22 protein-coding genes are annotated in these 25,863 nt (G+C 76.1%); 15 read left to right on the plus strand and 7 right to left on the minus strand.

Annotation, left to right across the window (positions count from 1 at the left end):
• Window positions 1–46 precede the first annotated feature (46 nt).
• From ACQP60_RS13540 to purE, 4 genes are read left to right on the plus strand one after another with little or no spacing between them, the layout of a single operon-like run.
• Window positions 47–730, plus strand: a complete 684-nt coding sequence (locus tag ACQP60_RS13540; protein WP_429733453.1) for a response regulator transcription factor — start codon at window positions 47–49, stop codon at window positions 728–730.
• Window positions 731–754: 24 nt separating this feature from the next.
• Entirely contained in the window at window positions 755–2,098 is a 1,344-nt protein-coding gene (locus ACQP60_RS13545) for an ATP-binding protein (protein WP_429733456.1), read from the plus strand.
• Window positions 2,099–2,146: 48 nt separating this feature from the next.
• Window positions 2,147–3,409: a 5-(carboxyamino)imidazole ribonucleotide synthase gene (locus ACQP60_RS13550; RefSeq protein ID WP_429733459.1), complete on the plus strand. Its 1,263-nt coding sequence runs from the start codon at window positions 2,147–2,149 to the stop codon at window positions 3,407–3,409.
• Entirely contained in the window at window positions 3,406–3,942 is a 537-nt protein-coding gene (purE, locus tag ACQP60_RS13555; protein WP_429733461.1) for a 5-(carboxyamino)imidazole ribonucleotide mutase, read from the plus strand. Before ACQP60_RS13550 ends, purE begins: the two co-directional genes overlap by 4 nt.
• Before the next feature lie 24 nt (window positions 3,943–3,966).
• On the opposite strand, the gene ACQP60_RS13560 is transcribed toward purE, so the two are convergent.
• From ACQP60_RS13560 to ACQP60_RS13570, 3 genes are all read right to left on the minus strand, one after another.
• On the minus strand, window positions 3,967–5,034 hold the full coding sequence (locus tag ACQP60_RS13560; RefSeq protein ID WP_429733464.1) for a TIGR00341 family protein: 1,068 nt from the start codon (window positions 5,032–5,034) through the stop codon (window positions 3,967–3,969).
• Window positions 5,035–5,172: 138 nt separating this feature from the next.
• Window positions 5,173–6,564 (minus strand): LCP family protein, encoded by a 1,392-nt coding sequence (locus ACQP60_RS13565; protein ID WP_429733466.1) that lies wholly within the window; start codon window positions 6,562–6,564, stop codon window positions 5,173–5,175.
• Between the two features lie 13 nt (window positions 6,565–6,577).
• Window positions 6,578–7,951: an LCP family protein gene (locus tag ACQP60_RS13570; protein ID WP_429733468.1), complete on the minus strand. Its 1,374-nt coding sequence runs from the start codon at window positions 7,949–7,951 to the stop codon at window positions 6,578–6,580.
• A 136-nt stretch (window positions 7,952–8,087) separates the two neighbouring features.
• On the opposite strand from ACQP60_RS13570, the gene ACQP60_RS13575 reads away from it, so the two are divergent.
• From ACQP60_RS13575 to ACQP60_RS13595, 5 genes are all read left to right on the plus strand, one after another.
• A complete protein-coding gene (locus tag ACQP60_RS13575) occupies window positions 8,088–9,779 on the plus strand; it encodes a DUF2142 domain-containing protein (RefSeq protein ID WP_429733471.1) in 1,692 nt (563 codons plus the stop codon).
• Window positions 9,776–10,870, plus strand: a complete 1,095-nt coding sequence (locus ACQP60_RS13580) for a glycosyltransferase family 2 protein (RefSeq protein WP_429733474.1) — start codon at window positions 9,776–9,778, stop codon at window positions 10,868–10,870. The genes ACQP60_RS13575 and ACQP60_RS13580 overlap by 4 nt, the downstream gene beginning before the upstream one ends.
• Window positions 10,867–12,021 (plus strand): glycosyltransferase, encoded by a 1,155-nt coding sequence (locus tag ACQP60_RS13585; protein ID WP_429733477.1) that lies wholly within the window; start codon window positions 10,867–10,869, stop codon window positions 12,019–12,021. Before ACQP60_RS13580 ends, ACQP60_RS13585 begins: the two co-directional genes overlap by 4 nt.
• Window positions 12,018–13,010, plus strand: coding sequence for a lysylphosphatidylglycerol synthase domain-containing protein (locus ACQP60_RS13590; RefSeq protein WP_429733480.1), 993 nt, complete (start codon window positions 12,018–12,020; stop codon window positions 13,008–13,010). Before ACQP60_RS13585 ends, ACQP60_RS13590 begins: the two co-directional genes overlap by 4 nt.
• 140 nt (window positions 13,011–13,150) lie before the next feature.
• Window positions 13,151–13,900: a class I SAM-dependent methyltransferase gene (locus ACQP60_RS13595; protein WP_429733483.1), complete on the plus strand. Its 750-nt coding sequence runs from the start codon at window positions 13,151–13,153 to the stop codon at window positions 13,898–13,900.
• Window positions 13,901–13,931: 31 nt separating this feature from the next.
• Here ACQP60_RS13595 and ACQP60_RS13600 read toward each other — a convergent pair whose 3' ends face one another.
• Complete coding sequence (locus tag ACQP60_RS13600; RefSeq protein ID WP_429733485.1) at window positions 13,932–14,693, minus strand: TIGR03089 family protein; 762 nt, start codon at window positions 14,691–14,693, stop codon at window positions 13,932–13,934.
• Window positions 14,694–14,855: 162 nt separating this feature from the next.
• Between ACQP60_RS13600 and ACQP60_RS13605 the strand changes: the two genes are divergently transcribed.
• The 3 genes from ACQP60_RS13605 (at window position 14,856) to ACQP60_RS13615 (ending at window position 20,405) form a co-directional block, all read left to right on the plus strand.
• Entirely contained in the window at window positions 14,856–15,191 is a 336-nt protein-coding gene (locus ACQP60_RS13605) for a WhiB family transcriptional regulator (protein WP_429733639.1), read from the plus strand.
• Between the two features lie 88 nt (window positions 15,192–15,279).
• Entirely contained in the window at window positions 15,280–18,657 is a 3,378-nt protein-coding gene (locus ACQP60_RS13610; protein ID WP_429733489.1) for a glycosyltransferase, read from the plus strand.
• Window positions 18,658–18,776: 119 nt separating this feature from the next.
• The gene (locus ACQP60_RS13615) at window positions 18,777–20,405 is read left to right on the plus strand and encodes a DUF5719 family protein (RefSeq protein ID WP_429733492.1); all 1,629 of its coding nucleotides are present in this window, start codon (window positions 18,777–18,779) and stop codon (window positions 20,403–20,405) included.
• 64 nt (window positions 20,406–20,469) lie between these two features.
• Here the strand turns inward: ACQP60_RS13615 and ACQP60_RS13620 are convergent, their stop codons facing one another.
• Window positions 20,470–20,955, minus strand: a complete 486-nt coding sequence (locus tag ACQP60_RS13620) for a metallopeptidase family protein (protein WP_429733495.1) — start codon at window positions 20,953–20,955, stop codon at window positions 20,470–20,472.
• Between the two features lie 143 nt (window positions 20,956–21,098).
• On the opposite strand from ACQP60_RS13620, the gene ACQP60_RS13625 reads away from it, so the two are divergent.
• Window positions 21,099–21,455, plus strand: coding sequence for a DUF3499 domain-containing protein (locus tag ACQP60_RS13625; RefSeq protein ID WP_429733498.1), 357 nt, complete (start codon window positions 21,099–21,101; stop codon window positions 21,453–21,455).
• A 27-nt stretch (window positions 21,456–21,482) separates the two neighbouring features.
• Here the strand turns inward: ACQP60_RS13625 and manA are convergent, their stop codons facing one another.
• Entirely contained in the window at window positions 21,483–22,691 is a 1,209-nt protein-coding gene (gene manA / locus ACQP60_RS13630) for a mannose-6-phosphate isomerase, class I (protein ID WP_429733501.1), read from the minus strand.
• 103 nt (window positions 22,692–22,794) lie between these two features.
• Here manA and ACQP60_RS13635 point away from each other — a divergent pair, with 103 nt between their 5' ends.
• Both ACQP60_RS13635 and ACQP60_RS13640 read left to right on the plus strand, forming a co-directional pair.
• Window positions 22,795–24,237, plus strand: coding sequence for a phosphomannomutase/phosphoglucomutase (locus ACQP60_RS13635; RefSeq protein ID WP_429733505.1), 1,443 nt, complete (start codon window positions 22,795–22,797; stop codon window positions 24,235–24,237).
• A complete protein-coding gene (locus tag ACQP60_RS13640) occupies window positions 24,234–24,419 on the plus strand; it encodes a Trm112 family protein (RefSeq protein ID WP_429733508.1) in 186 nt (61 codons plus the stop codon). The genes ACQP60_RS13635 and ACQP60_RS13640 overlap by 4 nt, the downstream gene beginning before the upstream one ends.
• 24 nt (window positions 24,420–24,443) lie before the next feature.
• Here ACQP60_RS13640 and ACQP60_RS13645 read toward each other — a convergent pair whose 3' ends face one another.
• Entirely contained in the window at window positions 24,444–25,808 is a 1,365-nt protein-coding gene (locus ACQP60_RS13645) for a SpoIID/LytB domain-containing protein (protein ID WP_429733511.1), read from the minus strand.
• Between the last annotated feature and the right edge of the window lie 55 nt (window positions 25,809–25,863).

Genomic DNA, 25,863 nt, shown 5'->3' on the forward strand with positions numbered 1-25,863 from the left:
GTGGGGAGGGGTCCAGGACCAGCGACGTTGCCGCTAGCATGAGGGAATGACCCACGTACTGCTGGCCGAGGACGACCCGGCTATTGCCGAGCCTTTGGCGCGGGCTCTCACGCGTGAGGGTTACGACGTCATCGTGCAAGGAACTGGTCAAGGAGCCGTCGACAACGCCGGGAGCGCGGACATCGTCGTCCTCGACCTGGGCCTTCCGGACATGGACGGCCTGGACGTGGCGCGCGAGATCCGCAGCTCCGGGCTGACGGTGCCGGTGCTGGTCCTCACGGCCCGCGCCGACGAGGTGGACCTGGTCGTCGGGCTCGACGCCGGCGCCGACGACTACGTGACGAAGCCGTTCCGTCTCGCGGAGCTGCTCGCCCGTGTCCGGGCGCTGCTGCGACGCACGCACGGCGAGACCGGCGAGGACGAGGAGCTGCGCGCGCAGGACGTGCGGGTCGACGTCTCCGCGCACCGTGCGTTCCAGGGCGAGCGCGAGCTGCACCTCACCACCAAGGAGTTCGACCTGCTCAAGGTGCTGGTCGCGAACGCCGGGTCGGTCGTGGTGCGCGACACGCTGATGCGCGACGTCTGGGGATCCGACCCGGTCGGCTCCACCAAGACGCTGGACATGCACGTGTCGTGGCTGCGCCGCAAGCTCGGCGACGACGCCAACGCCCCGCGCTACGTCTCCACCGTGCGAGGGCTCGGGTTCCGCTTCGAGCTCGGCGCGAGCTGACGCCGACGGGCCAGGGCTGACCTCGTGCGTCGCCGCGTCCTGCTGGCGACCATCTCCGCGGTCGCCGTCGCCGTCCTCCTGCTCGGCGTCCCCCTCGGCATCTTCGGGGCCCGGTACGTCCTGGCCACCGAGGAGCAGCGCGTCACCAACCGCGTCGACACCCTCGCCCGGAGCATCGACAACACCCTGGAGCGGGGCGACGTCGTCAGCGAGGCGACGGTGGAGCGCGCCGCGGAGGGTAGCGAGGGCGACCTGCCGGCGTACGTCGTGGTGAGCCTGCCCGACGGCACGCAGCTCACGGCGGGCGAGCCCGTCTCGCCGCCGACGATCGAGAAGGCCAAGCTCACCGACGGGAGCGTCGCCGTCTCGATGACGGTGTCGGCGATCAGCGCGTACGTGAAGTCGGCGCAGACGGTGGTGCTGGTGATCATCGCCGGCATCGTCGCGATCGCGGCGGGCATCGCCGTCGCGGTGTGGCAGGCGAACCGGCTGTCCGCGCCGCTGGTCTACCTCGCGGCGTCCGCCGAGCAGCTGGGCTCGGGGCAGGTGCGCCCGCGCCTCGAGCCGTCGGGCGTCGAGGAGATCGACCTCGTCGCCGCGGAGCTCGCCCGGTCCGCCGACCGCCTTGCCGGCCGGCTCGCCGCCGAGCGGCAGTTCACCCAGGACGCGTCGCACCAGCTGCGCACGCCGCTGACGGCGCTCACGATGCGGCTCGAGGAGATCACGCTCGCCTCCGACGACCCCGAGGTCGTGGAGGAGGCGCGCATCTCGCTGGAGCAGGTGGAGCGGCTGGTCACGGTCGTCGACGACCTGCTCGCCGCGTCGCGCCGGTCCCAGGGCGGCACGACGGAGGCCGTGGTGCTGGCCGACGTCGTCCACCAGCAGGAGGAGGAGTGGGCGCCGACGTTCGAGCGGGCGGGGCGCCGGCTCGTCATCGAGGTCCCGGACGGGATGCAGGTGCTCGCGACGCCGGGCGCCCTGGCGCAGATCATCGCCACCCTGCTGGAGAACTCGCTCAAGTACGGCGACGGCACGACGACGGTGCGCTCCCGGCCGTCGGGCACGACCGGCGCGGTCGCGATCGAGGTCGCCGACGAGGGCGAGGGTGTGGCGGACGACGTCGCGACGCGCATCTTCGAGCGCGGCACGACGACGGGCGGCAGCACCGGCCTCGGACTCGCCCTGGCGCGCGACCTGGCCGCGGCCGACGGCGGGCGACTGGACCTGGTGCAGCGCCGGCCCCCGGTCTTCGCGCTCTTCCTCGCGGGCGTGCCGCGCACGCTCGACCCGCACCTCGTGCTGCCGCCCGGCACGACGATCTCGTCGCGCGGTCGCCGGCGCGGCTGGCTGCACCATCACGGTGACTGAGGGGTCCGGTCGGGCGCGGACGGCCGGGACCTGCGGCCGGTATCCTCGATGCCCGTGACCGGACCCACCTCAGCCTCCGCCAGCCCCACCACCGCAGCCCCTGTCGTCGCCGTCGTGGGAGGCGGCCAGCTGGCCCGCATGATGGCCCCCGCCGCCGCCGAGCTGGGGGTGGGCCTGCGGGTGCTGGTCGAGGACCCGGCGTCGTCGGCCGCGCAGGTGGTCACGGACGCGCCGGTCGGCGTGGCGAGCGACGACGCGGCGATCCGCGCGCTCATCGCTCCCGACGACGGTCGGGTCCCGGCCGCGGTGCTCACGTTCGAGCACGAGCACGTGCCGAACGCGCTGCTGCAGGACCTCATCGACCACGGCACGCCGGTGCGCCCCGGCCCGGACGCGCTGGTGCAGGCCCAGGACAAGATCGTCATGCGGCGCCGGCTCACCGCGCTCGGGCTGCCGTGCCCGCGCTGGGCCGCGCTGCCGACGGACCCGGCGGAGGCCCGCGACGCGCTGGCCGCCTTCCTCGCGGAGGAGGACGGGCACGAGGCCGTCGTGAAGACGTCCCGCGGCGGCTACGACGGCAAGGGCGTGCGCGTCGTGTCGTCGCCCGACGACGTCGCGGACTGGCTGCAGGCCGCGGCCGACGGCGCCCCGCCGCTGCTGGTGGAGCGCAAGGTGCCGTTCGTGCGCGAGCTCGCGGCCCTGGTCGCCCGGCGCCCGTCGGGCGAGGTGCGGACCTGGCCCGTCGTCGAGTCGATCCAGCGCGACGGCGTCTGCGCGGAGGTCGTCGCACCCGCGCCCGACCTCGACCCGGCCGTGGACGCCGAGGCGCGCCGGATCGCCGTCGCGGTGGCGGAGGGGCTCGGCGTGACGGGCGTCCTCGCCGTCGAGCTGTTCGAGACGCGGGAGGCGGACGGCACCGCCGCGGTGTGGGTCAACGAGCTGGCGATGCGCCCCCACAACTCCGGCCACTGGACCATCGACGGCGCGGTGACGAGCCAGTTCGAGCAGCACCTGCGCGCGGTGCTCGACCTGCCGCTCGGCGACACCGCCGCCCGCGCGCCCTGGACCGTCATGGCGAACGTGCTCGGCTCGAGCCTCGACGCCCTCACCGACGCGCTGCCCGACGTGCTCGCGCGGTTCCCCGAGGCCCGCGTCAACCTGTACGGCAAGGGCATCCGGCCGGGGCGCAAGCTCGGCCATGTCAACGTCAGCGGCACGGACCTCGACGAGGTCCGGCGTCGCGCCCTCGACGCCGCGGCGCTGCTGCGCGGCGAGACCGTCACCGTCACCACCAGCGAGGAGCACGTATGAGCACGCCCGCCGTCGGCATCGTCATGGGGTCGGACTCGGACTGGCCGGTCATGGAGGCCGCCGCCGACGCGCTGGCCGAGCTGGGCGTCGAGGTCGAGGTGGACGTCGTCTCGGCGCACCGCATGCCGACCGAGATGATCGACTACGGCCGCACCGCGTCCGAGCGGGGGCTGCGCGCGATCGTCGCGGGCGCCGGTGGCGCCGCGCACCTGCCGGGCATGCTCGCCGCGGTGACGCCGCTGCCCGTGATCGGGGTGCCGGTGCCGCTACGGTACCTCGACGGCATGGACTCGCTGCTGTCGATCGTGCAGATGCCCGCGGGCGTCCCGGTCGCGACCGTCTCGATCGGCGGCGCGCGCAACGCGGGCCTGCTCGCCGCGCGCATCCTCGCCGCGGGCACGGACGCCGAGTCGCTCGCGCTGCGGGAGCGGATGGTCGCGTTCCAGGCGGAGCTGGGCGACGTCGCCCGCGCCAAGGGGGAGAAGCTGCGCGCCGCCCGCGAGGGCGCGCGGCGCACCGGCTTCTCGGCCTGACGGCCGAGGGACCGGCGGCGGTCGTCAGCCCCCGACGCGCTCGCCCACCGTGTGCACGACGGTGACCGTCGGGTCCCACGGCACGAGGTCGCCGACGGTGGCCTGCAGCGCGGCGACGTCGGGCACGTCGCCGGGCCCGCGGACCTCGACCACGACGTCGGTCCCCTGCCAGGAGACGTCCTCGACGTCGGCGTCCGGCGTGTCCGCGAGCCAGGCCTCGGCCGCGGCGCGGACCTGCCCGGCCCAGACGTCGGCCAGCACCGACTGCGCGGTGTTGGCGATCATCGGCACCGCGACCACGAGGACCGCGACCGCGCCGACCACCACGGCGCGGCGGGGGCGTCGCCGCCCGCCCGCGGCCTCGCGCACCTGCGCGGCGTCCGAGGCGTAGCCGGCGCCGGTGAACACCACCGTGGACGCCACGACGAGCGCGACCACGTTGGACCCGAAGAGCAGGAGCGCGCCGGCGGCGAGGGCGGGCTCGCCCGCGCCCAGGCACACGCCGACGACGCCCAGGGGCGGCACCAGCGAGATGGCGATTGCGATGCCGGGCAGCACGTCGCCGAGGTCGCGCCGCGCGAGCGCGATCGCACCGGCGAACCCGGTGGCGAACGCGGCGACGAGGTCGCCCACCCCGGGCGAGGTGCGCCCCGTGACCTGCGAGTTCGTGACGACCTCCGACGTCTGCGGCAGGACGAGCGCCACCAGCCAGCCGAGGGCGACGACCAGGGCGACGCCCCCGACGACGTACAGCGCGGAGCGCCCCACGAGCCTGCCCCGGCCCGTGACGATCCCGAGCCCGACCCCGAGGATCGGCGTCGACAACGGGGCGATGATCATGGCCCCGATGACGGTGGCCGTGGAGTCGGTGACGACGCCGGAGATCGCGATGATCCCGGACAGCACGAGCATCGTCCAGAAGGCGGACCGCTTGGCGCGCACGTCCCCCGACGACAGGTCGAGGCGGTCGGACAGCTCGCCGAGGTCGCGGCGCTGCGCCGCGGGCACCAGGACGCCGAGGACGCGCGTGCGGGACGAGTCCCGTGCGGCGGGCGTCGCCGGTGCCGCGTCGGGGATCGGGGTCGCGGGCATGGCGCCTCCGGGCTGGCTCGTGCCCGGCGTGCGGCCGGGCAGCCCGGGCACGGTGCACCGCGGCGAGGAAAGTATGCCCCGCGTGCCGTCCTGACGGAGGTCGGACGAGAACCCCCTGGGCGAGTCCCGGACTACGGATCAGCCGGGCATGCCCCCGACGGTGCTGCCGGGCTTCAGCTCGCCGTCGCGGACGTCCGCCCAGAACTGGTCGACCTTGTCCTCGTCGAGCAGCACGGTGGAGCCGACGCCCGTACCGGGGTCGTAGCCCGGGTTCGCGATCGGCGGGGTGCCGGTCACGCCTTCGGGGCCCGTGGCCGCCTTGAACGCCAGCCCGAGCCGGCCGAGGTCGACGATGCCCGTCTTCTCGTCCACGGTGAGGGCGTCGGTGCCGGCGTTGACGAGCTGCACCTGGTTGACCGGGTTGAGCAGCACGCTGGGCTTGACGACCTTCGCGGCGACGGCGGCGATGACCTGCTGCTGCCGCTCGGCCCGGCCGATGTCGCCCTTGGGGTCGGAGTAGCGCATGCGGGAGAACGCGAGCGCGGTCTCGCCGTCGGCCATGTGGCAGCCGGCCTCCCACTCCAGGCCGCTCTTCGGGTCGTCCACGTCGTCGTCGTAGCAGAGCTCGACGCCGCCGACGGCGTCGACGATCTCCTCGACGCTGCCGAAGCCGACCTCGACGTAGTGGTCGATCGTGAGGCCGGTGAGCCCCTCGACCGTCTCGACGAGCAGCGGGGCGCCCCCGAAGGAGTACGCCGCGTTGATCTTGTTCGGGTCGTGGCCCGGGATCTCCGTGTACGTGTCGCGGGGGATCGAGATGAGGGAGGCGGGCCCGCTGCGCGGCTTCTGCAGCACCATGATCGTGTCGGTGCGGGCCCCCTCGGTGCCGTCGTCGGCGACGCTGCCCGTGCCGCGCGCGTCGGACCCGGCGAGCAGGTAGGTCGTCCCCGGCGTGCCCTTGGCGTCGGACAGGGCGTCGACGTGCTGGAGCTTGCCGTTCGCCCAGAAGACCAGGCCGATCGGCCACGCCAGGAGCAGCACCAGGAGCAGCACGAGGACGAGGCCCGCGACGCGGCCCTTGCGCACGCGGAAGCCGCCGCCCCCGGCGGTGGCCGCGGCGGCGCCCCCGCCCTGGCCGGGCGGGGGAGTAGTGCGCCGCGCCTGGCCCTGGGCAGCCGCGGGCATCACGCGCGTGCCCGAACCCTGGCGGGCCTGGGGGGCGCGCGACTGGGGCGCGCGCGAGGCGGGTGCCGACGCCGACGAGCCGCGGGGCGCGTACGACCGGGGCTTCTGCGGGGCGCTGCCGCGCCGCTCGGGCGGCGTCGTCGGGATCTCGCGCGACGACTGGCGCCGCACGCGCGGCTCGACCGGGGCGGCGTCGTCACGCCGGCCCACGCGGCCGCCCGTCGGCGGGGAGGAGGGGCGGGAGCCGCCGCCCACGGGGATGGCGTCGCCCGAGCCGTTCGGCCGGTCGGACCGACCGCCGGACGGCGTGAAGCTCGGCGGGATGCGCTGGTCGTCGCTGCTCATCGGTCTCCCGCGCTCATCCGCACACCGACGTGACGTCGGCGCCCGTGAACGCCTCTTCGCCGGCGTCACGGGTCCGCTTCGGCTCCGGGTCCTTCGTGGCCTCGCCGGCAGCGTCCGCGTCGTCGCCCGTCGTGGTGGTGTCGTCGTCGGCCACCGGGGTGGCGTCGACGTCGTCGGCGGACTCGGCGTCCTGCGTGCCGGCGGCGTCCTTCGTGCTGTCCTTCTTCTCGCCGTCCGTCGTGCCGCCGTCCTTGGCGTCGTCGGACTCGGTCTCGATCGCGTCGCTGAGCGGGCGGTCGTGCTTGAGGTTGTCCCACACCTCGTCGGCCTCGGCGGTGAGCAGGACGTTCGCCGCGTTGTTCGGGTCGTACTGGTACGGCGCGGTCATGAACGCGATGGTGTCAGGGCGGACGTTGCGCGCGCTGTACGCGAGCCCGGCGAGTCCCTGGATGGACGCGAAGTTGCTGCTCATCGTCATCGACCCGGTCACCGCGCCGAGGAACTTCAGCGACTTGGTCGGGTCGGCGAGCGTACCGGCGCTCATCACCTGGCGAGCGACGGCGGCCAGGAGCTCCTGCTGGCGCCCGATGCGGCCGAGGTCCGACCCGTCGCCCAGGCCCTTGCCGGTGCGCGCCCGCGCGTACTTGAGGGCGGTGTCGCCGTCGAGCTCCTGCACGCCGGCGGACAGGACGAGGTGGTCGGCCTTGGGGGCGTCGATGTCGTTGGGGATGCACAGCTCGACGCCGCCCAGCGCGTCGACCATCTTCTCGAAGCCGGCGAAGTCCACCACGACGAAGCCGTCCATCTGGACGTCGGTGATCGTCTCGATGGTCTTCATCGTGCACAGGGCACCCGACTCGACGTCGCCACCGCTCAGCACGCCCTGCGCGAAGGCGCCGTTGAACTTCGAGCCGGACACGGGTGAGGTCTGCCCGCCCGACGACGTCGGGCACGACGGGATGTCGACCGTGGTGTCGCGGGGGATGGACAGCATCTCCACGCGGGACCGGTCGGACGAGATGTGCATGATCATCGTCGTGTCGGAGCGGGCCCCCTGGGTACCGTCGCCGACGATGTCCGCGTTGTCGCCACCGCGGCTGTCGGAGCCCATGAGCACGATGTTCAGCGGCATGTCCGCGTTGGGATCCTTGGGCAGGACCTTCTCGGGCCGGTCCTCGCCGAGCAGCTTGTCGGAGTCGACGGCCGTGATGTTGCTCGTGAGCTTCACCGCCGCGGTCGCGCCGCCGACGGTGACGAACGCCAGGACCGCGGTCAGCCCCATCCCCAGGGTGCGCGCGACCGTGTGCCGGCGCAGGGCGCGGGCGTGCGAGGGCCCCGTGGACGTGCCGGGGCGCGAGGCGACGTGGCGTGGGGTGGTGCGGGTCACGGGAAGCGAGCATAGAGGGTCCGTGTCACGTCGCTGCGGTGCCCGAGGACCGGGACGGTAGAGGAAATGTGTGGGTCGAACGTCGGCCCAGGTCCGCGGCCCGCCGCCGATCGGTTTCGTGGGGGAGACTGTGGTCGTGACGGACACGACGCCGCACGCGCGCCCCGCTCCCGCGGCGACCGGCACCCCTGATCCCCGCCCGGGCCTCGCGCGGCCCCGCGCCGGCCGACGCTACCGGCGCGCCGTCGCCGTGCTCACGCTGGTCGTGGCGGCGTGGACCGTGGTGTGGGCCGTGGTCACGCCGATGTTCCGCTCGCCGGACGAGCAGAACCACGTCAACAGCGTGCTGCGGATCGCGTACGGCGGCGGCTGGCCGCCCCCCGGCGACGCCTACTTCTCCCCGGCGATCGCGGAGGCGGTCGACGAGGCGGCGTACCCGGCCGACCTGCCCGGCCGGTGGCGGCACCGCGAGGACGCGCGCCAGTTCGTCGACGTCGTGCCCGTCCCACGGGAGGACCGCACGCGGATCGACGGCGACAACGCGGTCGGGGACGCGTCGTCGGGCACCGACGTGGACCAGATGACGCAGCACCCGCCGCTGTACTACGCGCTGGGCGCGGGCGTGCTGCACGCGACGGGGCTGACCGACGCGCGCTGGGACCAGGTCACCCTCGCCCTGCGGCTGCTGGACGCGCTGCTCCTCGCACTCGTCGTGCCGCTCGCGGCCGAGTCGGCGCGACGGGCTACGGGCTCCCCGTCGGCGGGGCTGGTCGCCGGGGCCTTCCCCCTGCTCCTGCCGCAGCTCGGGCACGTGATGGGCGCGGTGAACAACGACGCCCTCGTCGTCCTCGCGTGCGCCGCCGCCACCTACCTCGCCGTGCGGGTGGTCACGGGCGACCTGCGCTGGCGCGTGGCCGTCGCGATCGGCGTCGTGCTGGGTCTCGGGATGCTCACCAAGGTCATGCTGGCGTTCGCCGTGCCCATGGTCGTCGCGGCGTACGCGCTCGCGCGCGGCCGCCGCTGGCCGGGCCGGCTCGGGCGCCTCGCCGTGGCGGGCGGCGTGACCCTCGCCGTCGGCGGCTGGTGGTGGGTGCGCAACGTGGTCACCCTCGGCGCCGTCCAGCCCGTCGGCCGGCCCCGCGAGCTGAGCATCCTCGCGACGGTGCCGGACGACGAGGTCCCGTCGATCATCACCGGCCGGCTCGCCCAGTCGTTCTTCGGCAACCTGTCGTGGCTCGAGGTGCACGTCGCCGGTGCGTGGGTCGTCTGGGGCACGGTGGCGCTGATGGCCGCGGCGCTCGTGGCGCTCGTCCTGCCCGGGGCCCGCCGCACTGCCCTCGTCGTGCTGCTCACCCCGGCGGCGCTCGCGGCGGGGGTCGCCTACAACGCATGGGACTTCCACGCCGAGACCGGTCGCCTCGTCGCGATCCAGGGCCGGTACGTGTTCGGCGGGGTCGCCGCGCTCGCGACGGCGGTGGCGATCGCGGCCTGGCAGCTCGCGCGGCGCTCGGACCGGCGCCTCGCGCGCGGGGTGCCGGTCGTCGTGACGCTCGCCCTCGCGGCCGCCGTGGGCGGGCTGGTGTGGGCGTTCGGCGCGTTCTACCGGGGTCCCGGCGAGGGCTGGGGCGACGCCGTCGACCGGTGGCTCGCCTGGAGCCCGCTGCCCGAGCCCGCGCTCGTCGTCCTGCTCGTGATCGCGGCCGTCGTCCTGCTGACGGGTCTGGTCGTCGCGCTCCTGTGGCCCCGTAGACTCGCGGCGTCGTCGACCGACGCGGCCCCCGGCGCCCTGTCGCCGGCGGTCCCCGGCGCCCCGAAGGATGCGCGATGAAGCTCTTCGTCCAGATCCCGTGCCTCGACGAGGCCGGGACGCTCCCGCTCGTGCTCGCGACGATCCCGCGCGAGGTCGAGGGGTTCGACAGCGTCGAGGTCCTCGTGATCGACGACGGCTCGACGGACGGCACGGCGGAGGTCGCGCGCCGGCTCGGGGTACGGCACGTCGTGCGGCACACCAGCACGCGGGGGCTGGCGCGATCGTTCCGCGACGGCGTCGACTACGCCCTCGCCCACGGCGCCGACGTCGTGGTCAACACGGACGGCGACAACCAGTACCCGTCCGAGCGCATCGGCGACCTCGTCGCGCCGATCGTCGCCGGCGAGGCGGACGTCGTCGTCGCCGACCGCCAGACCGCGACCATCGAGCACTTCTCCCCGTTCAAGAAGCGGATGCAGCGGTTCGGCAGCCGCGTGGTGAGCGCGGCCGCCGGGACGTCGCTGCCCGACGCCGCGAGCGGCTTCCGGGCCTACTCGCGCGCGGCGCTGCTGCGGCTCAACGTGGTGACCCAGTTCAGCTACACCATGGAGACGATCATCCAGGCGGGCAACAAGCGCCTGCGGATCGCGAGCCTGCCGATCACCACCAACGCGAAGACGCGCGAGTCGCGGCTGTTCGCCAACATCTGGCAGCACATGGCCCGGTCGGGGAAGGCCATCGTGCGGTCGTGGATCATGTTCCGGCCGCACCTGGTGTTCCTCACGCTCTTCGCCGTGTTCTTCGTCGCGGCCGCCGTGCCCGCGGTGCGCTTCCTCGTGTTCCTCGCCCAGGGGGACGCCGGGGGCCACGTGCAGTCGCTGGTCTTCGCCGGCGCGATGCTCGTCGGCGCGCTGCTGTGCCTCGCCCTGCTCGTCATCGCCGACCTGCTGCGCACCAACCGCACCCTGATGGAGGAGACCCTCGAGCGGGTCAAGGAGCTCCAGTACGGCCCGCGTCCCGACGACGGCGCGCGCGACGGTGCCGCGACCGCAGCCGCGGGGGGAGCCGACCCGGCTGCGACGACGGCCACGACGACGGCCACGACGACGGCCACGACGACGGCGACCGCCCGGCACGAGGCGCGGGCCGACGAGGACGCGCACGCGTGATCGTCGCGTTCGGCACGTACGACGCCGCCCGGCACCCGCGGGTCGGAGTGCTCGTCGCCGGGCTGCGCGCGCACGGGTACACGGTGCGCGAGCTCGACCGGCCGCTCGGCCTGAGCACGGCCGAGCGGGTGCGGATGCTGCGCCAGCCGTGGCGCCTGCCGCTCCTGCTGGTGCGGCTGCTGCGCTGCTGGGCGCTGCTCGTGGGCGACGTCGCGGCGCACCGCCGGGCGCACGGCCGCCCCGACGCGGTGCTCGTCGGCTACCTGGGCCACTTCGACGTCGTGCTCGCCCGGCTGCTGTTCGGCCGCACGCCCGTGCTGCTCGACCACCTCGTCTTCGCCGGCGACACCGCCGCCGACCGCGGCGCCCGCGGGGCCCGCGTGACACTGCTGCGCGGCCTGGACCGCGTCGCCACGTCGTGCGCCGACGTCGTGCTCCTGGACACCCCCGAGCACCTGCGGTTGCTCGGCGAGCTGGTGCCGTCCCGGGCGCGCCGGGGGCTCGTCGTGCCGGTCGGGGCGCCGCAGGCGTGGTTCGACGCCGCCCGCGCCGTCGCCGGAGAGCGCGCGGCCGACGGCGACCGGCCGCTGCGCGTGGTGTTCTTCGGCCTGTTCACGCCGCTGCAGGGCACCGACGTGCTCGCCGAGGCGCTGGCCGCCGCGCTGCCCCGGGCGGCCGACGAGGCGGCCCGCGGCGGGCGGGGGCTGGAGGTCACGCTCGTCGGCTCCGGCCAGGACCTGCCCGCGGCCCGGGACCGGCTGCGCCAAGCCCCCGGGGTCACCTGGTGCGACTGGGTGGAGCCGGCCGACCTGCCCGCCCTCGTCGCCGCCCACGACGTCTGCCTCGGGATCTTCTCCGCGACGCCCAAGGGGCTGCGCGTCGTGCCGAACAAGGTGTTCCAGGGGCTGGCGGCCGGCTGCGTGGTCGTCACCTCCGACACGGAGCCGCAGCGGCGGCTGCTGGGCGACCACCTGGAGCTGGTGCCGCCCGCCGACCCGGTGGCGCTCGCGGGTCGGCTGCTCGCCCTGCGCGACCCGGCGGCCCTCGCCGCCGCCCGCGGACGCGCGGCGTCGGGGCGGGACCTGGCCCGTCCCGACGCCGTCGTCCGGCCGCTGGTCCGGCTGCTCGCGGAGCGCGGGGTCCGGCCGTGACGGGCGGCTCGACGGGTGACGCGGCGGGCGAGACGACGGGCGCCGTCACGGGCGAGGCCGGTGCACCGCCCGGGCGGCTCGCCCGGGCGCTCGCGGTGCTGCGCTCCCCGTGGGTGCGCTGGGGTTTCCTCGTCCTCGCGCTCGGCCTCGCGGTGTACGCGGTCGTCGCGGCGGGGGACGACCTGGCGCGCGCCGCGGCGGAGCTCTCCTGGCAGCGGCTCGCGGTCGCGCTCGTGCTGTCCGTCGCGTTCGTGCTGTGCACGTTCGCGTCGTGGCGCGTCGTGCTCGCCGACCTCGGCGCCCCGACCTCGCTCCGCGTCGCGCTGCGCGTGTTCGGGCTGAGCCAGCTCGGCAAGTACGTGCCGGGCGGGGTGTGGAACGTCGTCGCGGCGGCCGAGCTCGGCGTCGACCACGGCATCGCGCGCCGCACCTCCGTGACGACGACGGCGGTCGCGACGCTCGTCGGCGTCGTCTCCGGGGCGGTCGTCGGCCTGGTGGCGCTGCCGTTCGTCGCGACGGGCGCGCTGGGCGCCGCCGGGCCGGTCCTGTGGGCGCTGCCCGCCGCCGCCGTCGTCCTGCTGCCGCCCGTGTTGAACCGTCTGGTCGCCTGGGCGCTGCGCGTGGCGCGCCGGCCCCCGCTCGACCGCCCGCTCGGCTGGCGGGGGCTCGGCGCGGCCACCCTGTGGTCGGTCGGCGGGTGGCTGCTCGCCGGCGCGCAGGTGTGGGTCCTCGCCGTCGGCCTCGGGATGCCCGCCGACGCCCGCGGCGTCGCGCTCGCCGTCGGCGGCTACGCGCTCGCGTGGGTGGTCGGCTTCCTCGTCGTCGTCGTGCCCGCCGGGGCCGGCGCGCGCGAGCTCGTGCTGCTCGCGGTGCTGGCCGGGGCGCTGCCGCACGCCGCGGTGCTGCTGCTGGTGCTGGTCAGCCGCGTGCTGGTGACGCTCGCCGACCTCGCCCTCGCCGGCCTCGGGGCGCTCGCCCGGCCGCGGTAGCAGGCCCGGGCGGAAGCCCGGGAGCCGCCGCGCGTGCGGCGGGGCGTGCCGCCGTGCCGGCGGCGGTACTGGCAGGCTGTCCCCGGCCGGCCACGGCACCGCCGGAGGCCGCCCGAGCCGTCGAGGACGAAGGAGCGCCCGTGCCGAACCCCGCCCTGCCCCCGCTCACGCTGTACGGCAGCCTGCGGTGGGACGTCGTGGAACCGCTGCTGCTGGGGGCCGCCGGCCGCGTGCTCGAGGTGGGCTGCGGCCAGGGCGCCGTCGGCGTCCGCCTCGCCGCCCGTGCCGCGGCGTACACGGGGGTGGAGCTCGACGCCGACAGCGCGCGCACCGCCGAGCAGCGCCTCGTCGCGGCGGGGGTGCCCGGCACCGTCGTGCACGGACCTCTCGACTCCCTGCCCGCCGCGGAGCGCTTCGACCTCGTGTGCGCGTTCGAGGTGATCGAGCACATCGAGGACGACGCCGCGGCGCTGCGCGAGTGGGCCGCGCGGCTGCGCCCGGGCGGCACCCTGCTGCTGTCCACCCCGGCCTGGCAGCGCCGGTACGGCCCCATGGACGAGGCGGTCGGCCACTTCCGCCGCTACGACCCGGCCGCCCTCGTGGCGCTGCTGCGCGACGCCGGCCTGACCGACGTCGGCCTGCGGCTGTACGGCGTCCCGCTCGGCTACGCGCTGGAGGCGGCACGCAACCAGCTCGCGCGCCGTCGGCCCGGGCTGCGCGAGGAGGGCAGCACCGCCGACCGCACGGCCCGCAGCGGGCGCCTGTTCCAGCCGTCGACGGCCGCGCAGGGCTCGCTCGTGGCCGCCGCGACCTGGCCGTTCCGCGTCGCGCAGCGGGCCTTCCCCCGCACCGGCACCGGTCTCGTCGCCTGGGGCCGCGCCGCCTCCTGAGCCACGAGGACGCGCCCACAGCAGGTTCTCGTCAGGCCGTGATGCGCTCGGTCTCGCGCAGGCGGGCGAGGCGGGCGGGGTCGGCGGCGAGCTCGGCCGCGGTGGCGGCAGACGCGAGGACCACGGAACCGTCGGCGGCCCAGACGGCGAGCAGCTCGCGCAGCAGGCCGGCGAGCGGGCGGGCGCCGTCCACGAGCACGCGGGCACCCGGGGTCCCGTCGGCGGGGACCAGGTCGGCGAAGGCGACCGCGCCGGCGTCGGCGCTCTCGAGCGCGACGGCGGTCGGGTCGGTCTCGGGGGCCCACCCGATGACGTCGCCGTAGGTCATCACGGCGCCGGCGGCGTCGACCGCGCCGGGCGGCAGGTCGCCGTCGAAGGACCGTGCGAGCGCGGGCAGCGCGACGGCCACGAGGTCGGCGCCGCCCGGGCCGGACGGCAGGTCGGCCCAGGCGGCGGGCCGCGAGGTGACGACGACGTCGCCGGGCGTCGCGGGGGAGTCGCCCGCGAGCTGCACGGTGGCACCGCTGCGCCAGGTCGCCAGCGCCCAGAGCACGCCCCGCCAGTGCGGCGGCAGGTCGAGCGTGACGACCGTGCCGGGCGCGGCGTCGAACTCCTCGACGAGCAGGTTCACGGTCTTGCTCACCCAGTTCTGCAGGACGGCGCCGGAGAGCTCGACGCGTTCGCCGCCGTCGCCGTACCAGGTGAGGCGGGGACGTCCCGGGTCGGACAGGACGAGATCGAGGACCTGGGAGATCGTCGTGGGGGTGCGGCCGGACGCGACGGGGAGATTCACGCAGGTCAGCCTACGAGGAGCCCGGATAGCACAGGCGGCCGCGCATGTGAATGGGCAGTGGAGATCGCAATCACTAGCACATTTCGACTTGACGCCTCCGAAGGACACGCGTGTAATTCCAGGTATGCAGTTTCCCTAGAGAACGGCATGGAGGGGCACGCCATGTGGAACTTGCTCGATGGGGACCGGGGGGTCTTCCCGTCAGACGTCGGCCGTGAGCCCGAGCGCGTAGCGCCGGTGCTTCCGCTGTTCGGCGATGCTACGACCGACGACGAGACGCTCCTGGGGTGGCAGGAACGCGCCCTGTGCGCCCAGACGGACCCGGAGGCCTTCTTCCCGGAGAAGGGCGGGTCCACGCGTGAGGCCAAGAAGGTCTGCACGTCCTGCGAGGTCCGGGCCGAGTGCCTGGACTACGCGCTCGCGAACGACGAGCGTTTCGGTATCTGGGGCGGGCTCTCCGAGCGGGAGCGCCGCAAGCTGAAGCGCCGCGCCGTCTGACCCAGATCTTGACGGGACGTCCGGCCCGACACGCTCGGACCGGATATCCCACGACCGGATCGGGGCCCGTCGCATCATGGCGGGCAGGATGACTGCTGCGCACCCGATCCCAGCCCGCCCCGGCGGGGAGGTCGCCCCCACGGGCGCGACCGTCGCCGTCGCGCCCGCCGGCGACCGCACGCTCGACGGCACCGGAGCCGTCCCGCTGGTCGTCACGGTGACGGCCGTGGTCGTCACCCGCGGACGCACGCGCTTCCTCGACGCCACCCTCGACGCGCTCGCGCGCCAGCAGCGTGCGGCGGACGAGGTCGTGGTGGTGGACGTCGCCGCCGCGGAGTCCACCGCCCATCCCGACCTGCGGCTCGGCGGCGCCCGCGTCGTCGCAGCGGCGGGCGTCCGGAGCCTGGGGGAGGCCGTGGACCGCGCCCAGGAGGTCGTGGGCGTCCCCGAGACCGGCTGGCTGTGGATCCTGCACGACGACTCCGCGCCCGAGCCCGACGCCCTCTCCCACCTGCTGCGCGCCGTCGAGCACTCGAGCGCGGTGGCGGTCGCCGGCTGCAAGCAGCGTCGCTGGCCCGTCGGCGCCGACGGCGCCCCGGCCGCCGACGCGAGCATGCTCATCGAGGTGGGCAGCACGGTCTCGCCGCTCGGGCGCCGCATGACCGGCATCGACGACACCGAGATCGACCAGGGGCAGCACGACGCGCGCGAGGACGTGCTCGCCGTCGGCCTCGCCGGGGCGCTGGTGCGGGCGCACGTCTGGGCCGAGCTGGGCGGCACCGACCCCGAGTTGGGTCCCTTCGGCGACGGGCTCGACCTGTGCCGGCGAGCCCGCCTGGCCGGGCACCGCGTGGTCGTGGTGCCCGACGCGGTCGTGAAGCACGCCCAGGCGTCGCTGCTCGGGCTGCGCGACCCCGAGGCCACGACGCCGGACCTGGAGGCGTCCCGCTACGCCCGGCGACGCAGCCAGCTCTACCTGCGGCTCGTCGACGCCCCGCTTCCGCTGCTGCCGTTCGTCTGGCTCGCCACCCTGCTGTGGGCGCCGTTCGCCGCCATGTACCGGCTGGCGCTCAAGCGCCCCGCGCACGCCCGCGACGAGCTCGTGGCGGCCGTCGTCACGGCGCTGCGCCTGGTGCCGCTGTACCGCGCCCGACGGCGCGCGGCCCGCACCCGGCGCCTGCCGCGCCGCGTGCTGACCCCGCTGCGCGGAACCTGGCGGCAGGTGGCGGGCGAGCGCCGGGACGCGCGGCTGGCCCGGGCGGAGGCGCAGCGCGCGCGGTGGGCACCGAGCGAGCTGGAGCGGGCCGACCTGCGCCGGATCGGGCGCACCCGCCGGGCGGTGCTCGCCGCCGTGGTCGTCGCCGTGGTCGCGCTCGACGTCGCCCTCTTCGGCCCGTGGCAGGGCGTCCTGGCCGACGGCGGGCGCGTCGTGGGCGGAGGGCTGCTGCCGGCACCGGGCACCGTGGGCGACGTGTGGGAGGCCGCGACGTCGGGCTGGGTGCGCGACGGCCTCGGGGTCCGCGCCCCGGCCGACCCGCTGCTGATGCCGCTCGCCGCGCTCGCCGTGCTGGCGGGCGGCGGCCTGCAGACGGCGGTGAACGCGCTGGTCCTGGCCGCGCTGCCGCTGGCGGCCCTCGGGGGCTGGTTCGCGGCCGGCGCCCTGACGCGGTCGGTCGTGGTGCGGGCGGTGGCCGCGCTCGCCTGGGCGGCGGCGCCCGGCTTCCTGGCGTCGCTCGGTTCGGGCCGGCTCGGGGCGGTCGTCGTGCACCTCACGCTGCCGTGGCTGCTCGTCGCGGTGCTGCGCACCGTGGGGGTGCACGCGCGGGACGTCGCGCCCGCGCCGGGCCGCCGCCGCGGCTCGCTGGGCGCCGCCGGCGCGGCCGGGCTGCTGCTGGCCGTCGCCGTCTGTGCCGCCCCGGTGCTGCTCCCGGTCGCGGTGGTGCTGGTCGCGGTCGGCGCCCTCCTGGTGCCTCGCGCGTGGCGCTCGTTGCTGCTGGTGCTGCTGCCGGCCGTCGTCGTGCCGCTGCCGTTCTGGGGCGAGGTGCTCGGCAGCTGGTCGGACGGCGGGTGGCGGCTGCTGGTGGCCGAGCCCGGCGCCCCGCTGGTCGCGTCCGGCACGCCCACGGCCGTGGAGCTGCTGCTCGGGCTGCCGGGGGACACCGTGTGGTTCGAGCCGTGGCTCGGGACCGACGGCGCACTCGGTCGTGCCGCGGTGATCGCTCCGGCCGTGCTGGGCGGCGCCGTGCTGGCGCTGGCGGCCGTCGCGCTGGTGCGCCCCCGGGCGGTGCGCGGGGTGCGCCTGGCGTGGCTCGCCGGCGCGGCGGGCCTGACGACGGCGGTGCTCGCCGTCGCGACCGCGGTGGCGAGCGGGTCGGCGGCCGACGGCACCGCCGCGAGCGTGACCGGGTGGCCGGGGGTGGGGCTCTCCGTGCTGCTGCTGGCGCTGGGCTCGGCCGCGATCTGCGCGTTGCCGTCGACCGGGCGGGTGCCGACGGCCTCGCCGGCCGACCGGGAGGCGCGTGCGCGCCGGGCCGCGTCGGCCGGGGTCGTGGCCGTCGCCGTCGTGGCCCTCGCGCTGCCCGCGGCGCAGCTCGCGTCGTGGGCGCTCGGCTCGACCGGCGGCGGCGCGGTGGGCGACCTGCGGGCGGCCGAGACGGGCGTCGTGCCCGCCGTCGGCACGCAGATGCAGGCGCCGCCGCGGTCGGCCCGCGTGCTGCAGCTCGACCGGGTGCAGCCGGGCGGCGAGACCGAACCGACGGGCGCGGCGGTGGTGGACTACGCCCTGCTGCACGCGGACGGCACCCGGCTCGAGGACTCCTCCACCGTGGTGCGGGCGCGGGCCGCGGGCCTGGTCGGCGGCACCGAGCGCACCGACACGGCGCTGCTGGACCAGGTCGTGGCGGAGGTGGCGACCGGCCGCTCGACGGACGTCGCGGACCGGCTCGCGGCCCTCGGCATCGGGGCCGTGCAGGTCCCCGCCGGCGGGGACGCGGACCTCGCCACCACGCTCGACCTCGTGCCGGGGCTCGCGCGCGTGACCGAGGACGGCACGCTCGTCTGGCGCGTCACGACCGACGGCCCTGCGCCGGGCTGGGCGACGGTGCTCAAGGGCGACGGCTCCGGCGAGGACGGCACACCCACCCCGTTCTTCGCCCCGGGCGCCGCCGTGCGGACCGTGCCGTCGGACGGGGCGAGCGCCGGCGGCCGGCTCGCCCAGGGCGGCGAGGACCGCACGCTGCGGATCGCGGAGACGGCGGACCCCGGCTGGCACGCGACGCTCGACGGGCGGCGGCTGGTGGCCGTGGACGCCGGGGGGACGCAGGCCTTCGCGGTCGGGCCCGAGGCGGGTCGCGTGCACGTGTCGTTCGAGGCGCCGCACCGCACGGCGTGGCTCGCCGCCACGGGCCTGGTGCTGCTGGTGCACGCGCTGCTGGCCCTGCCGGTCGGACGGCGGCGAGGACGATGACCGGGCGCGAGGAGCGGCCGGCGCAGGAGGCGTCGCCGGGGGCTCGGACGAGCAGGCGGACGACGGCGCGGGCGAGGAAGCGGACGGCGAAGCAGGCGACCGGAGGGGCGGGCCAGGACGTGCGGCAGACCCGGATGCGGCGCGGGGTGCGCGCGACGGCGGCGGCGGTCACCGGGGTGGCGGCCGTCGGCGCGCTGGCGGCCGTCGCAGTGCTGGGCGACCAGTGGGCGCAGTCGTGGACGGGCGCGGAACAGCAGGCCGTGGCCGCCGGGACGCGCACGGTCGGCGTGCAGCCGGCGGACGCGACGCTCGTCTGCCCGCCGCCGGTCGCGCTGCCCGAGGGCGCCGACGTCGGCGACCAGCAGTTCGACGCCACGCCGGTGCCGACGACGAGCGGCGTGGGCGCGCTCGTGCTGGGCGGCGCCCGGGACGGCGCGCGCACCACGGCGCTCGGCGGCAAGGACCCGCTGGCGCTCTCCGCGGGCGACGCGGCGGCGGCCTGGCAGGGTCCCGTGAGCACGACGCGCGTGCTGCGGGCGACGCCGGTGGCCGACGAGCCGTTCCGCGCGGCCGGGGCGATGGGGTCGGTCACGACCCAGGGCGACCTGCGGGGGCTCGGCGCGGGCGCGTGCACCGCGCCGTCGACGTCGCAGTGGCTGGTGGGCGGCAGCACGGAGGTGGGCTCGACCGCCACGCTCACGGTGCAGAACCCGTCCCAGCAGCCGGCCACGGTCGCCCTCGACGTGTACGGGCCCGGCGGTCCCGTGGCCCTCGGCGGGAACGGGACGTTCACCGTCGCGCCGCACGAGCAGGTCACGACGCGGCTCGAGTCCGTCGCCCCCGAGCAGGACCGGCTCGCGGTCAACGTGCGTGCGTCCGGGGCGCGGGTGAACGCCAGCCTGCAGACCCAGGCGATCGACGGCCTGCTGCCCGCCGGGGTGGACGTGCTCACCGCGGGCACGACGCCGCGGGAGTCGCTCGCCGTCGGGGCGGTGCTGAGCCGCGGTGAGGCGGTCGACGACCCGCACGCCCCGCGCCTACGGCTGCTGGCCCCCGGCGAGCAGGGCGGGACGGCGCGGGTCAGCGTGTACGGCCCGTCCGGGCCGGTGGTGCTGCGCGGGGCCGACGAGGTCGGGCTGGAGCCCGGGGTCGTGACGGACGTGCCGCTCGGCGGGCTGCCCGAGGGCGCGTACACGGTGGTCGTGGACGCGGACGTGCCCGTCGTGGGCGCGGCCCGCAGCGACCAGCCCGGCCAGCAGCCGGAGGACGCCGTGGTCGGCGGAACCCCGTACGACGTGGCGTGGTCGGCGGCCCAGCCGGTCAGCGCGTCGGCCGGCGCGGGACCGGCGGGCCAGGCGGGCGTCCCCGGGGGCACGCGGGCCGGGCTCACCCTCGCCGCCGTGCCCGCGGAGCGCGACCCCGAGGCCGACCCGGAGGGCTCGGCCCCGGTCACGGTGCGGGTCTACGACGCGTCAGGGGCGGAGATCGGCCGCCGCGACGTCGACCTCGCCGCCGGGGCGACGACGTCCGTCGAGCTCGCCGACGTGGTGACGGAGGGCACCGTGCCCGCCGGCGTGAGCGTGGACCGCGCCGACGGGGGCGGCGCGGACCTGGCCGTCTCGTGGGCCGCCGTGCTGCGTGCCGACGACGGCACCGCGGCCCCCGCGACGCTGCTGGCCGCCGTCGCGCCGACCGCGGCCGTCACCACCCCCGGTGCCGTCGACGTGCGCACCGTCGACGCCGGCTGACGACCTGTCAGGATGAGCGCGGCCTCGACCCTGCGCTCGCCCTGACGGCTCCCGGGGGCTCGGGTCAGGAGTCGTAGCCGGGGTCGATCTCCTCGGGCGTGCGGGCCAGCAGGTGCGCCACCTGCTCGACGACGACGTCGCGCACCAGGTCGGCGCGGTCGGTGTCGTCGGCGGCGCGGAAGTCGACGGGGCGGCGGTACACGACGACGCGCGCGGGCCGGCCGGACTCGGCGGGGAAGCAGCGGCCCAGGGGGACGCCGTCGGACTCCCACGGCGCGGGCTCGGACGGCGGCACGTCCTCGACGGCGAACTCCGTGCCGGCCAGCTGCGGGCCCCAGCGGCGCTGCAGCAGCTCGACGACGTCGAGCACGAGGTCGTCGAACTGCTCCGCGCGGGTGCGGTGCGCCGGCAGCCCGGGCGGCAGGAGCGGGCCGCGCACCCCGCGGCCGCGGCGGTCGCGCCGACGCACCGGCGGGACGGCGGCGTCGGGAGCGGGGCCGGGCGCCGGAGAGGGTTCGGGGCGGTGCTCGGGGGAAGGGACGTGCTGCACCCGTTGAGCCTATGCCGGGGCGCGACGGCGGCGCCGTTCCTGCTCCCGACGCCGCCGCGCCGTCCGGGTCACGGTGCGATCACGACGACCACGACGCGGCGAGCCCCGCGCACCGGCGGGCGGGGGCGGCGTATTCTCCCCGCGTGAGATCGGTGAGGCAGTGCTCGCGCACGGCATGCACGCATGCCGCCGTCGCGACGCTCACGTACGTGTACGCGGACTCCACGGCCGTGCTGGGTCCGCTCGCGCAGCACGCCGAGCCGCACAGCTACGACCTGTGCGCGGATCATGCCGAACGGCTGACCGCGCCCCGGGGGTGGGAGGTCGTGCGCCTCACGCCCGCGTTCGAGGAGCCGGCGCCGTCGCCGGACGACCTGTCCGCGCTGGCGGAGGCCGTCCGCGAGGCGGGGCGGGTGCGCCAGGAGCCGGCGGGCGAGCCGTCGTCGGTCACCGAGACCGCCCGCCGCGGCCACCTGCGCGTGCTGCGCGAGGCCGACTGACGCCTCGCGGGCGTCCGCACGCTCGGGTCAGGGGACCCAGGCGCACACGGCGTGCCCGGAGCCGGACAGCCGGAGCTCCCCGGCGTCGTGCGGCACGAACACGGAGCCGCCGCGGTGCAGCGTCGCGGGGGCGGGGCAGCCGTCGGCGGTGAGCTTGAGGTCGCCGGACAGGCACAGCACGATGCGGGGCCCCTCGGCGGGCAGGTCGACGTCCTCGGCCGGGTCGACGTCGGCGACCGTGAGCGCGAACTCCCGCACCGGGGCCCGGTAGGTGGTGACCTGGCCACGCCCGCCCGCCGAGCGGGTGCGGGGCGGCTGCGGCGGGCGCGGCACGAACGACGCGCACTCGACGAGAGCGGCCTCGTCGACCAGCTTGGTGGTGAGGCCCGCGCGCAGCACGTTGTCCGAGGACGCCATGATCTCGACGCCGAGGCCGGACAGGTACGCGTGCACCTCGCCGGCCGGCAGGAAGAGCCCCTGCCCGGGGTCGAGCGTGACGCGGTTGAGCAGCAGCGACGCGAGCGCCGCGGGGTCGCCCGGGTGCTGCTGGGCGAGCTGCAGCACGGTGGCGTCAGCGCGCGACGACGGCGAGCCGGCGGCCAGGCGCGCGGTGACGGACGCGACGGCGGTCGCGACGTCGGCGGCGGCGCCCGGGTCGCGACGCGCGGCGACCAGGTGGGAGAACGCGGTCTTGACGCCGCCGGGGGAGCGGTCGTCCCGCAGGACGTCGCGGACGGCGGCCACGAGGTCGCCGTCGAGCCCGTCGAGCAGGTCGAGGACGGCGCGCGGCGCCCGGAACCCGGCCAGTCCCTCGAACTCCGTGAGCGCGACGACCATCTCGGGCTTGTGCTGGTCGTCGTGGAACGAGCGGCCCGGGTCGCCCGGCGGCAGGCCCTGCCGGTTCTCCCGGTTGAACCCGGCGCGCGCGGCGTGCGGCTTCGGGTGCACCTGGAGGGACAGGGCCCGCTCGGCCGCGAGGACCTTGAGCAGGTAGGGCAGCCGGGGCCCGTACTCGTCCGCGACCCGGCGGCCCAGCATCGCGTCCGGCGCCGACCGCACGAGCTCCAGCAGGGAGCCGTCGCCGTTCACCCGCGACGGTGCGCTCGGATGGGCGCCCAGCCAGAGCTCGGCGGCGGGCGTGCCGTCGGGCTCGGTGCCCAGCAGCTCCTGGATCCGCGTGCGCGATCCCCAGTCGGCGTGCTGGACGGTGTTCTCCAGCGGGTAGAGCTCGGGCACGGGACCACCCTTCCACACGCGCGCGCCGCCCGGTGGCGCCCGGCGCACAAGTCGCCCGCAGAACCACCCGCTCGCGTGGGGCGGGGCACGTACGCTGTGGGACGTGACGATCGACCTGGCCACCATCATCAAGGCGTACGACGTGCGCGGCACCGTGCCCGACCAGCTCTCGCCGGACGTGGCCCGCGCGATCGGCGCGGCGTTCGCCCGGGTGGTGGCGGCACCGGAGGGCGCGACGCGCGTCGTCGTCGGGCACGACATGCGCGAGTCCGGGCCGGAGCTGGTCGACGCCTTCACCGCGGGAGTCACCGCGGCCGGAGTCGACGTCGTGCGTATCGGCCTGTGCTCCACGGACGGGCTGTACCACGCGTCGGGCGCGCTGGACGCCCCCGGCGCGATGTTCACGGCGTCGCACAACCCCGCCGTCTACAACGGCATCAAGCTGTGCCGCGCCGGCGCCCGGCCCGTCGGGCAGGACACCGGCCTGGCCGACGTGCGCGAGCTCGCGCAGCGCCTGCTCGACGACCCGGCGGCCGACCCCTCCGACGACGCGACGACGCCCGGCGCCGTCTCCGACGTCGACACCCTCGCCGACTACGCCGCGTTCCTGCGGGGCCTGGTCGACGTGTCGGGGATCCGGCCGCTCAAGGTCGTCGTCGACGCCGGCAACGGCATGGCCGGGTACACCGTGCCCGCGGTGCTCGGCACGGCCGCGGGCCTGCCCGCGCTGCCGCTCGACGTCGTGCCGCTGTACTTCGAGCTGGACGGCAGCTTCCCGAACCACGAGGCCAACCCGCTGGACCCGAAGAACCTCGAGGACCTGCGGGCAGCCGTCGTCGAGCACGACGCCGACCTCGGCCTCGCGTTCGACGGCGACGCCGACCGCTGCTTCGTGGTCGACGAGCACGGCGACCCGGTCTCGCCGTCCGCGGTGACGGCGCTGGTGGGCCTGCGCGAGGTGGCCAAGGAGCTCGAGGCGGGCCGCACGCCCGCGGTGATCCACAACCTCATCACCTCCCGCGCCGTGCCCGACCTGCTGCAGGCCGCGGGCGCGACGACGGTGCGCACCCGCGTGGGCCACTCGTTCATCAAGGCGCAGATGGCGCAGCACGACGCCGTGTTCGGCGGCGAGCACAGCGCCCACTACTACTTCCGCGACTTCTTCTTCGCGGACACGGGCATGCTCGCCGCGCTGCACGTGCTGGCCGCGCTCGGCGGGCAGCCGCACCCGCTGTCCGCGCTCGCGGAGATGTACTCGCCGTACGTGGCGTCGGGGGAGATCAACTCCACCGTGGCGGACGCCGCCGCGGCGACGGAGCGCGTGCGCGAGGCGTACGCGAGCGCCTACCCGCAGGCGGACGTGGACGAGCTCGACGGCCTCACCGTGGCGCACTGGGACGGCCACCCGCAGTGGTGGTTCAACCTGCGCGCCTCGAACACGGAGCCGCTGCTGCGGCTCAACGTCGAGGCCGCCGACGAGGACATCATGGTCAAAGTGCGCGACGACGTCCTGTCGCTCGTGCGACAGCCGGAGGAGGACGCATGAGCGAGCTCGACCCGTGGGTGCGGAGCATCCTGCGCTGCCCGGTGACCGGCGCGGAGCTGGTCGACGCCGTCGGGCCCGACGGGCAGCCCGAGCTGCACTCCACCGATCCGGAGCGGCCGCTGGCGTACCCGGTGCGCGACGGCGTCCCCGTGCTGCTGGAGAGCGACGCCCGGCCCCTGTGACCCGGCCGCCGGCTCCCGGAGGACCTACGCCACCGCGGTGATCTTCGTGATCCACGAGGACGGCATCGACCCCGCCGTGGTGCGCTTGCCCACCGTCGAACGGATCGCGTCGGCCTTGCCGGTGACCGTCGCCGTCTTCCCGGCCGACGACGTCGCCGTGAGGGTGCGGGCCTGACCGCTCGTCCACTTCGCCGAGACCTTGATCGACGCCACGTCGGTGAGCCCGAACAGGGCACGGGCCTGCGCCTGCGTCAGCTTGCGGGTCCACGACGCGTACGAGTTGCCCGGCGCCGCCTTGCTGTACGGGTCGGACACGGACCTCTCGTAGGGGACCACGGACGACCAGACGTCCTCGGAGTCGGCGGTGCGCCCACCGCTGGAGGAGTAGTAGTGCGTCACGACCGGGACGCCGCCGTAGGTGAGCACTCGGGCCTGCGTGCGGCTGGTCGTCGTGGCGTCCACGGCCTTCTTCCAGACCTTGCCGTACTTGGCGTCCGTGCCCTCGGACTCCTTCTTCCAGCCCGTGTAGTACTGGTCGCGCACGTCGTCGACGACGTTGCACCGGCAGTCGTCGTCGACCGCCTTGGTCATCACGTACGAGCGGGCGGTGATCGCCTGCGCGGCCAGCGCGGACAGCCCGCCGTTCAGCCCCCAGGACGACGGCATCTCCGCGATCCCGTACAGGTACTCGGTGTTGAGCAGGACGTCGTTGGTGAGGTTCGGCAGCCCGCCCTTCGACGTGAGGGTGAGCCGGCCGTGCTTGTAGGAGCCGTGCGCCCCCGCGACGGTCGCGACCGCCGTCGTGCCCGTGCTCTTGTAGTAGCGGGTGCCGGACCAGTTGATCCGCAGCAGGGTGTCGTCGTAGGTCTTGCCGCCCACCGTGACCCGCGCCTTCCCGCCGCTGACCACGGTCACCGCCAGCTTCGTCGTGCCGGTGCCCGACGCCACGGTCTTCGAGGCGGCGTCGAGCAGGCGCCAGCTCCCGCCCGTCACGGTGACCGACGTCGTCTTCGACGTGTCGCCGTAGCCGGACCGCCCGGCCGGGTCCTTGCCGTAGACCTGGACCAGGATGTTGTTGCCCGTGGTGGTCTTCGTCGAGACCGCCGAGCCGCTGTAGTAGTGCTTGAGTACGTCCCAGCTCGCGCTGCCCTGCCGGGCCATCTGGTAGGCGCCGTACTGCGGCATGCCCACGCCGTGCCCGTACCCCGAGCCGCTGATCGTGAACGAGGAGGGCACCGCCGCCTGGGCGGCCGTCGCGCCCACGACGGCGCCGCCCGTCGCGAGGACCGCGGACACGACGGCGGCCACCAGCGACCGTCGTCGGGTGCGCCGTCGGCGGACCGGACCGTGGGCCACCTGGGCCGAGAGCACCTGCGTCGTCATCGTCATTACCCCCCTCTGCAGGGTGCGCCACGGGAGCCGTCGAGGCAATCGCGGGTGCCTC

This window comes from Isoptericola variabilis, assembly GCF_050311655.1.
Lineage (GTDB): Bacteria > Actinomycetota > Actinomycetes > Actinomycetales > Cellulomonadaceae > Isoptericola > Isoptericola variabilis.